The organism is Azospira sp. APE16, from assembly GCF_047901315.1.
Taxonomy (GTDB): domain Bacteria; phylum Pseudomonadota; class Gammaproteobacteria; order Burkholderiales; family Rhodocyclaceae; genus Azospira; species Azospira oryzae.
Map to the genome: position 1 here is coordinate 657,881 of NZ_CP179682.1, position 8,959 is coordinate 666,839.

General features: G+C 56.7%; 7 protein-coding genes. 5 read left to right on the top strand and 2 right to left on the bottom strand.

The features are described 5' to 3' along the window. Positions 1–882: 882 nt before the first annotated feature. The 5 genes from ACLSSQ_RS03380 (at position 883) to ACLSSQ_RS03400 (ending at position 3,144) form a co-directional block, all read left to right on the top strand. On the top strand, positions 883–1,479 hold the full coding sequence (locus ACLSSQ_RS03380) for a hypothetical protein (RefSeq protein ID WP_416243783.1): 597 nt from the start codon (positions 883–885) through the stop codon (positions 1,477–1,479). Positions 1,480–1,482: 3 nt separating this feature from the next. Further along, the gene (locus ACLSSQ_RS03385) at positions 1,483–1,833 is read left to right on the top strand and encodes a DUF2793 domain-containing protein (protein ID WP_126461616.1); all 351 of its coding nucleotides are present in this window, start codon (positions 1,483–1,485) and stop codon (positions 1,831–1,833) included. Between the two features lie 77 nt (positions 1,834–1,910). After that, entirely contained in the window at positions 1,911–2,216 is a 306-nt protein-coding gene (locus tag ACLSSQ_RS03390) for a DUF6127 family protein (RefSeq protein ID WP_020200523.1), read from the top strand. Beyond that, on the top strand, positions 2,213–2,689 hold the full coding sequence (locus ACLSSQ_RS03395; protein WP_416243784.1) for a hypothetical protein: 477 nt from the start codon (positions 2,213–2,215) through the stop codon (positions 2,687–2,689). Before ACLSSQ_RS03390 ends, ACLSSQ_RS03395 begins: the two co-directional genes overlap by 4 nt. Beyond that, positions 2,686–3,144: a lysozyme gene (locus ACLSSQ_RS03400; RefSeq protein WP_416243785.1), complete on the top strand. Its 459-nt coding sequence runs from the start codon at positions 2,686–2,688 to the stop codon at positions 3,142–3,144. Before ACLSSQ_RS03395 ends, ACLSSQ_RS03400 begins: the two co-directional genes overlap by 4 nt. 11 nt (positions 3,145–3,155) lie before the next feature. Here the strand turns inward: ACLSSQ_RS03400 and ACLSSQ_RS03405 are convergent, their stop codons facing one another. Both ACLSSQ_RS03405 and ACLSSQ_RS03410 read right to left on the bottom strand, forming a co-directional pair. Then, on the bottom strand, positions 3,156–6,485 hold the full coding sequence (locus tag ACLSSQ_RS03405) for a DUF2357 domain-containing protein (protein ID WP_416243786.1): 3,330 nt from the start codon (positions 6,483–6,485) through the stop codon (positions 3,156–3,158). Further along, positions 6,482–8,959 carry a chromosome partitioning protein ParA gene (locus tag ACLSSQ_RS03410; protein WP_416243787.1) on the bottom strand — a complete coding sequence of 826 codons (2,478 nt, stop codon included), beginning with the start codon at positions 8,957–8,959 and terminating at the stop codon, positions 6,482–6,484. Before ACLSSQ_RS03410 ends, ACLSSQ_RS03405 begins: the two co-directional genes overlap by 4 nt.

Below are 8,959 nucleotides of genomic sequence, written 5' to 3' on the forward strand. Positions count from 1 at the left end.
CGGTGGCACCGGGCAGTTAAATTGGCAACTGGCTACCGGCGCGTCCAGCGGCGACCTCACTGCCGTGGTGGGCGAAGACTACGCACCACTGCTGACGCTCGATGTGGCCTTGCCTGCCAGCGAGGTCGATGCCATCGGTGTGCCGGTGACGGCCATCAGCCAGCCGGAGAGACTGGCCGTGGGCGACTACGCCTACCTGCTGGATGCCAGTGGGGTGATTGCAGAGGCCGTTGCCGTCCTGGCCTTCGACGCCGCCAATGCGACTATCGATCTCGCACGTGGCGTGCTCGACACCACCCCCCAAGCACATGCCCCGGGGACTCGGCTGATCGGTGCGGGCGAATGGCTGGCATCCGAAGGTGCGGAGCGCGCCCCGGGCGAATCGGTGTTCGTGGGCGCGATTCCTCGCACTTCGACCGATCAGGGCGATCCTGTGTTGGCCGCCAATGGGCAGTCGATGGTGCTGGCCGGTCGGCAGGCTTTGCCGTATCCACCCGGTCGTATCCGCCTCAATGGCCAGACCGAGCCTGCTGTGGTGGCCGGTGACCTCACCGTCGCGTGGGCGCATCGCGACCGCACGCAGCAGACCGCCTATCTCGTGCAGCAAGACGAGGGCGACATCGGGCCGGAACTGGGCGTGACCTACACGCTACGCATCCGCAATCGCAATGGCGTGCTGGCGCACACCGAAACGGGACTGCTCGGCACAACCTTTATCTTGACGGCAGCAGTTGCCGCGCTGGATGCCGGTGCGCTGGGCGACCGCATCACGGTGGAGATCAGTGCCGAGCGCGATGGTTTGAGCAGCTGGCAGCCGCAGGTGCGGGTCATGGATCGCGCGGGCTACGGCCTGCGTTGGGGACAGTATTGGGGAGGTGTGTGATGGAGCAGCGCATCGATGTTCATCTGCTCACCCTTAACGAGCCTGCCGAATGGCGTGAGGCCTGCATCGCCAGCCTCGAGGAAGCACCGATCAGGTTGCACGTTTTGCCCGGCATTCCGGGGCGCATCGGCGAAGCACGCGCGGCAGGCTATGCAAAAGGCACGCTGCCGCTAGTGTCCTTTGTCGATCCCGACGATTTGTACGAAGCCAGTGCCTTCACACAACTGGCCGATGCGCTGGATGCCTGCCCGCAGGCCGTGATGGCATACACCGACGAAGCACTGACCGACGAAAACGGCCAGGACCTCGCCGTGCGGCGTCTGGCCTACAGCCGTTGGCAACACGCCAACAGCGCTAGCCACGTGCACGGCCTGATCGTGATGCGTCGATCCGTCGTCGAAGCCGTGCTCAAGGAAACCACCGACCTCAACAACTTCGCCGACTGGCTGCTGACCCTGCTCGTGGCCAAACGCGGCGGCGTGCTCTACCTGCCCATCGTTGGGCGGCATTGGCGACAACACCCGCAGCAAAGCCATCGCACCGGCGACCCGGACGCTGTCCGGCGCATTCGCCAGGCATCTAATCTCTGGAGATAAACCATGTCATCAACCGATCCGAACCTTGGACTCAACTACGGCTGGACGCTCGGCGAGAGCGGCTGGGACACCGGCATGGACGCCAACCTCAAGCGCCTCGGCGCTGTCGTCGGCCTGTCCGTGAAAGACCGCGACCTGACCACGCCACCTGCCAGCCCCGCCAACGGCGACCGCTACATCGTGCCTGCGGCTGCCACGGGTGTGTGGGCGGGAAAAACCAACCAGATCGCGGTGCGCATTGCCGATGCCTGGGAGTACCACTCGCCCAAGATCGGCTGGCTTTGCTACATCGAGGACGAGGCCAAGCTCTCGGCCTACAAGTCCACCGGCTGGAGCGCAGGCCTCGCCATCTGAATACCTATCTTTGTACCCACCGGAAACCCGCCCAGATGTTCACGCACTGGGCGGGTTTCGCATTTCTGGAGACCGCAATGACCGAACCCGAACAACAACAGCCTGCTCTCGTCGAGAACATGCTCCTCTTGCGCCGCGAGGACTTCGACGAACTGCTGGACCGCGCCGCTGAACGCGGAGCCGAGCGTGTCCTGACCCACCTTGGCCTGGAAAACGGCCACGCAGCACGAGACATCCGTGAACTGCGCGACCTGCTCGAAGCCTGGCGCGATGCCCGCCGTACCGCGTGGCAGACCACTGTCAAGGTCATCACCACCGGCATCCTGGCCGCACTGCTCGTTGGCGCAGCCATCAAGCTGAAACTGATGGGAGGCCCGCAATGATCGAGACACTGCTTGGTGGCCTCCTCGGCGGGGCCTTCCGTCTTGCACCTGAAATCCTCAAATGGCTCGACCGTAAAGGCGAGCGTGGCCACGAACTGGCGATGCAGGACAAGGCGCTGGAGTTCGAGAAGCTGCGTGGCGCGCAGCGAATGTCGGAAATCGGCGCGGGTGCCGACGCCGCGTGGAACGTCGGAGCCATCGAAACCCTGCGCGAAGCCGTTCGCACGCAGGGCGAGAAAACTGGGGTGCGCTGGGCCGATGCCTTGTCGATCAGCGTGCGCCCCGTCATCACCTACTGGTTCATGGCCTTGTACTGCGCCGCCAAGACGGCCGCTTTCGCGGCGGCAGTGACTGCAGGTGCTGGCTGGGGAATGGCCATCCTGCATGCCTGGACGGAGGCCGATCAGGCGCTGTGGGCCGGGGTGCTCAACTTCTGGTTCCTCGGGCGCGTGTTCGACCGGGTGCGGCCGTGATCGAGGTACCCAAAGCGGCCATTGAGCTGGCTAAGCGCTTTGAGGGATTCGAGCGCAAGGTGAAACGCGGAATCGAGATCACTGCTGTTCCCTATATCTGCCCAGCAGGCTTCTGGACGATTGGGTACGGCCATCTCTGCGACCCCAAGCACCCGCCGATCACCGAGGCAGAAGCCGAGGTCTATCTGGCGCGCGATCTCCAATCGGCACTCGCCGCCACGTTGCGTTACTGCCCGGTGCTGGCGACCGAACCGGAGGAGCGGCTCGCGGCCATCGTTGACTTCACGTTCAACCTCGGCGCGGGGCGGTTGCAGACATCGACGCTGCGGCGGCGCATCAATCAGCGGGACTGGACTGCTGCGTGCCAAGAGCTGCGCCGATGGGTCTATGGCGGCGGGAAAGTGCTGCCTGGACTCGTTGCGCGGCGTGCAGCGGAATGCGCGTTGCTGAAATGAATCATTCTTGCTCAGTCGTGATCACTGTCGGAGACGCTGGAAATGTGAATTGCGTTCGCGCCATCGTCGCCAGTGAGATATAAGCGCAGCGCGTAGAGCAGGTCGGGGGTACGGTCGCCCTCTGGCTTCTCGATATTGATTTGCACGCGCGAAAAGATGCTAACGTTGGATCGCGCTACGATTTCCGTCACGCGCTCGACTTGCTTGGCCAGTTCCTTGGTAATTTTTTGATGCGGCTGAAGGAGCATCTTGATTTCGGGGTTGAACGATGCACGGGTGCGAAGCAGACCTAGTAGAAGTTCCAATGTTCCGGTGGTGGAGCGTGACCAGTCCTTCCCACGCACCTGAGCTATTGGTGCGGAGTTGATTTTTTCAAAGCGTTCCGTCAGACCCCTCAACATAGCAGCCAAATCCGACAGCGAAAATCGTTCAACAACACTGCGTTCGCGCCAAATGGCATAGGCGAAAACACTAAGCGAATCGTTCGCCGGATTCGCAACGAGCTTGGATAGCAGGACTTTTTGCCATTGTTTCGAGACATCGCCAAGCGCGAAGCCGACTGCTTGCGGATTACGGACTTTCTGACTTTCAGCCTGTCCGACTATCCACTGCGCGCACTCGTCCGGCGCGTCTTTGTGCATACAGGCCAATAGAAACCGAATCTCATTTTTCACCGATTCAGGAATGTCGTGCTCTCTCAATAGAGCAACGAGGTATTCGCTATTGACCTTCATCGCTGCAGAAAACTCTTTCGGGCATTCCGGGTCGCCAATAGAGCGACCATCCCTCCAAACTTGAATCACGGGAAAGTAAAGCCTCTTGCGTATGCTAGCAACCAGATTTCTTGCTGATTCTTCGTCAAAGTCTTTCAGACGCACTTCATCTTTGTATCTCGGCCCAGCCACTTTCCAGCCAGAGTATTTCCCATCCCGCTCGTGAAGCTCGAATGAAATGCTTTGGCCCTCTGAGAAGTCAGAGTAGTTGGCTTCACGATAAAAACTATTCTGATGGATGAAGACCGATTTATTGGTGGTGTTGCAGGTGGCAAAGGTGAAGTGCCCCCCCTTTTTGTCAGTCAGCCACTTTTGGCCTATCACGCCAGTTGTTCTTGGTTTTGGGCGGACATAAAAATCTCGGTCAAGCTGCGCAATCGCATTCTGCACCCAGTCCAGCAAGTCGGAGGCTTCATTGCCATCGGGTTTTGGGACAAGGCGCAACTCTGTCCAAGTCATCGGATGAGGGTATTCCGGCGCGGGGGCATCAGTGATGATGATTTCTTCCGTACGCCGCCAAGTAGCGCGGATGGGCGGGAAAGATTTGTCGCGCGGTTTGAAGACGAGCTTATAGGGATCATCCGCACCGTATTCAAAGGTTAGGTTCAACTCGCATTCGGCCTTTTTTTTCAACGGGAAGGCGGGGGAATCGAGACGTGCGGAGAAACCAAGATCATTGGCGTTGTCGCCAATGTAAAGTGGAAACGAGTAATGCAGCTTGCCGTCTGGCAGCGTGAAAGCCTCTTCAACAGGGATGCTTATGGGTTTGCCGCGAGAGGGTTTGACAGTCGTGCCGCGCGAGACCAGATGGAATCTTTGCTGACGCCCATCCTTCATCACCTTGATTGAAAGCTCAGGAATCTGGTCGCGCCAAAGTGGAATGTCGACCACCTGTTGTTGCAAGGCATGAAGATGGATGCCACCCATAACGGGGCTTTCCGTCAAATTGATACAGAACGCGAAATTCCCGATGTCCGGAACACGCTTCAGGTGTGCCGCTTCAATGAATGGAGGTCTTGTCGGGCGAGTCGCATCGCGCCACTGCTCTTTGGCATCCAGCGTGGCGATATCGTAGCCGCTGCCTGTCGGTATTTCTGTTTCCCCGCCTGGGATGACGACCGGCGGGCAGCGCTCCCAATAAAAGCCCTTGGTGATGGGAAGGCGTTTCGCGAGGTCTTTGTCGAACTTAGCGACGACTTTGGTGGCGGTTGTCTTACCGCCAATGGAATCAACGACGACGATAGAGTAACCCTCACCCGTGATTTTGGCCGGGTCAGCTTGAGCGAACACGGCCGCCACGCTTCGTGGCAGTGGCTCGGCATCAAGGAAACGCGCGTTGAGATTGCGACGGATGACTTCAAGCTCGAAGTCGTTGAGGAAGTCTGGCGCAAGCCAGATGAGCGTATCGTTCTTGAACGCCTCGCTCAGCCGAATAGTAAAAACGCGGGCGGCATGGTCAAAAAGCTCAGTGGTGTTGTCTTTTGCGAAAAACAGGTCTGTCGCAGAAATGGTAGTCGCATCGGGATGCAGCCAAGCGGCATCGGAACCAAAGAGTTCAATACCCACGGCTTCATCTTCGCGTTGCCACCTCTGCCAAAGAAAGGCATCAGCCAGTGACCGTGCTCCTTTTCTGTCACCACTGGCATAACGGGGGTGCAAGACGGTGAGGTCAATGCAAATTGGTTCGGTGCTCGTGCTTTGATGCACATGGCGGTGCATCTTCTGCTTTGCTTCCTTGAACAAAGGAGGCTTGGAAGTCCACGGAAGAATCTCGAACTTCTCGTAGTCGAATAGCAACGGCATCTCCACAATGAGGTGCTTTCCCTCAGACCACATTTGCGCGCATTGCTGCCAAAGGCGCATGATTTTCTCGCGGGCATCCAGTTGAGAAAGGTCGCTGGTGATGTCCTCATCGAGGGTTTGCAGCCAGCGCCATGCATCCCAAACGTGACGGTAGTCGCGGTGCGCTAGCAGCGTGTTGTTGGGCGGTAGGTTGTCCCACTTGCCAATGGCCTGCGCCTCGTCGGAGCGCAGCCACGATTGAATCTTTTGCAGCAGTTCATCTTCGTGGCCGAGACAGTCTCGGCGCAATTCGAGCAGTTCAGCAAGGTGGCGTAAAAAAGCCTTCAGCAGTCGATTTTCCGGCAAATCGATAGACTGAAAACGACGTACCGCCTGCATATACGGCTTACCGGCTAGCTTTTCCCGAATGGTGCGCCCGGGGCGATTGCTGAGTTTGATGAAGCTGTTAGCATCGAGTTCGCGCACAGAGTGAACTGGCAACAATGCTTGCTCACGGCGTGGACTTTCATTGAGCGAGCGAAATAGTCGTTCGACAGAGGCGCGGCTGTGCTCAGTGATACGCCACAGCCTATCAAGAACTAAAAAGTCATTTGCCGGTTGTGTGACTTTTGCGAGAAAACCGGTCAGTGATTGTGGCAATGCCGAACCGGTTTTCGGATCGAAATCTGCAATACGAAAAAACCAGTCAAGTTGCCCAAGCAGTGTGCGGGCGTATTTCTCTTTGGCGTGATAGTCGATATAGACTTTTTGGAGGGTGATTGTCATTGCTGATCGGAAATCCTTCCAGCCTTGGCATTCTCTTCTAGCTTTCTACGAAGCTCATCTCGATGCTCTGGTTTCTTCGCGTTCCAGGCCTTACGGCGCTTGGCTGAGTCTGTTTCGTCTTTCTGGAAAAGAGGGGGTGGATCTTCACCGTCGTTGTCGGTTTTAGTGGCGATGGGACTGGCATTGGCATCCGTGACGCTAACGTTAAGGTAATTTGCCGACTGCCAGATGAACTGACCGTAGCCGAGTTCGCATGCAAGGTCGAAGTCTTCGGCAAGGTTAAACGAATTGCCGTTGATGCCAGCGACGATTTGCCCTCGGATTTTGTCTAGACATTCAGTCTTGCTCTTGCCTCGTGTGTCTATGCCGCGCAATTTTGGCATAACCTTCTGAACAAGTTGATCCTCGAAGGCGATGTGCATTGCCTTGTGGGTCGAGAGTTCATCTTTTTCGGCTAGCGCCGCCCGCACGTCCGGATAGTTCGCCATGTAATATTCAATTGACTGCCAGATGCGGTGGCCAAGGGCACGACCGGAAATCGCCAGCGCGGCGTTCATGTTTTCGATGAACGCCTTGAAAGGCTTGACGACTTCCTCAGGGAAAATGCTTCCTTGTACCAACCAGCTTTGCCACGATGCCTTGTGCAATGCCGGACCGCGATTCCTTTCATCCAAGGGCGTGAGTTTCAAACGACGCTTGAGTTCGGTCGGGCGCGGGAAGTTGATGATGATGGAACGGTCAAGCACCTTGTCTGAAAGTGACTTGGTGGTTTCGTCTTGGTTCATCGTTCCTGTCCAGAGAACATTGCGACCGAGCGAGAGTTCGTAGGGCTTCATGCCAGCACCGATCTTCACCGGTATGAACGGGACATCGCTGCCCTTTCTGCCGCGCCGCAGTTCGAGTTTGCTCAGAAACTCGGCGAAATAGAGTTCCGGATGGGCAAGATTCATCTCATCAAGCAGAACAAGACAAACTGCATCTTGCAACCCAGGATAGTCATTGCTCCACGGCTTCTGGCTTTGCGCTAGAAGGCGAAGCACTGGTTGGGCGTCGAATTTGTTGTCTATGGAATTGAAGAAACCCAGCATGGATTCTTGTGAATCCCAGTTCGGCTGAACGGAAAGCGGCTCAAAATAAATGCCACCAAAGTGCGAGTAAAGGCGTGGTAGTTCAGATTTTCCGGTTCCGGAAACCCCTGCCAAGACAGTGAGCGGCGACCATTCAGATGTTTTGAGCGCTGTATGAAAGGCTTTCAAAATGCGCGGGTTGAAGTGCAGCCCGTATGTGTCGCAGGCATTGCCAATACCAGTGAGCCAAGTTATTTCGTCAATCTCGTGTTGCACCGGCTGCTTGGCTATATCCACACTGATGTGCGGCATCTCAATCTCTTTGTAACGGGCTTCCACTTCAGCGGGGCGTTCATAGGCTGCACGCAAACGGTTGAGTTCGGCTTGTGCTTCGTTGGCTGCGCCCTCAAAGATGGATGCTCTTTGCGCCAAAGACTTATTCTCGGCATTGAGCACGGAGTTCTGGCGCCGGAGGTCGCCAATTTCGGCGACTGCCGCCTCGTTGCTGATAATTTGTCGCTCCAATTCGTCTGCCCGAGCCCTTTGGTTTCTAGCATCCGATTCAAGCGCCTGGTATCGTTCGCGCATTTCCTCAGTGGGCCGGGTGGCAAGCTCTTCACGCAGACGTTTAAGTTCGTCAGTTTGACTGTTAAGTGCACGCAGAATCTCGGCGGGGTCTTTTCCGCCGAGTTGCTGTTTCAATTGGTCAAACGCACTGACAAGCCCGGTCTGAATATTCAGGGCTTCACGCAGTCGAGCATTTTCCGCCCTAAAGTTGGCTTCTGTAGCCTCCAGTGACTTGCGTCGCTCCCTGATTTGCTCCTCTACTTCATCCTGCAGCTGCTCATTGCGCCTCTGCCATTGCTGCTCCAGTCGTTGCTCTTTACGCTCGATCATCCTCTCTGCGCTTTCAAGCTCTATCTTTCGACCTTCAACCTCGCTCTGCAAGGCAGATAGCGCACCCTTTTGTTTCTCAAGTTCAGTGCGCTCTGCATTAAACTTCTTGCGATCATCGTTCTGCTGAGTAGTCCAGGCTTCGCGCTCCTTGACGATTTCCGCGCGAATACGTTCACGCTCCATATTCTCAGCATTGGATATCTCATCCAGCCGCGTGGACTTTAGTTTTGCAACGTCATCGTCAAGCTCGAGGAGCTTCTTTGCTCTGATGTTCGATATTTCCGCTTCTGCCTGATTACGTTTGTCGCGCAACTCATTGTTCAAAGTGGCACGTTCATCAGCAAAGCCTGCTTCACGTTTTTGCTCCGCAATGATGATGGTTCTCTCTCGCTCAGTCAGCTTCGCTTTCTCTGCCTCAATCGCCTGACGATCAGCGTTAACCTGCTTTTCTCGCAGAGCTACACTAGCTTCTCTCTGTATGAGGGCAGCTTCTTTTTCCGAGTTTTCCAT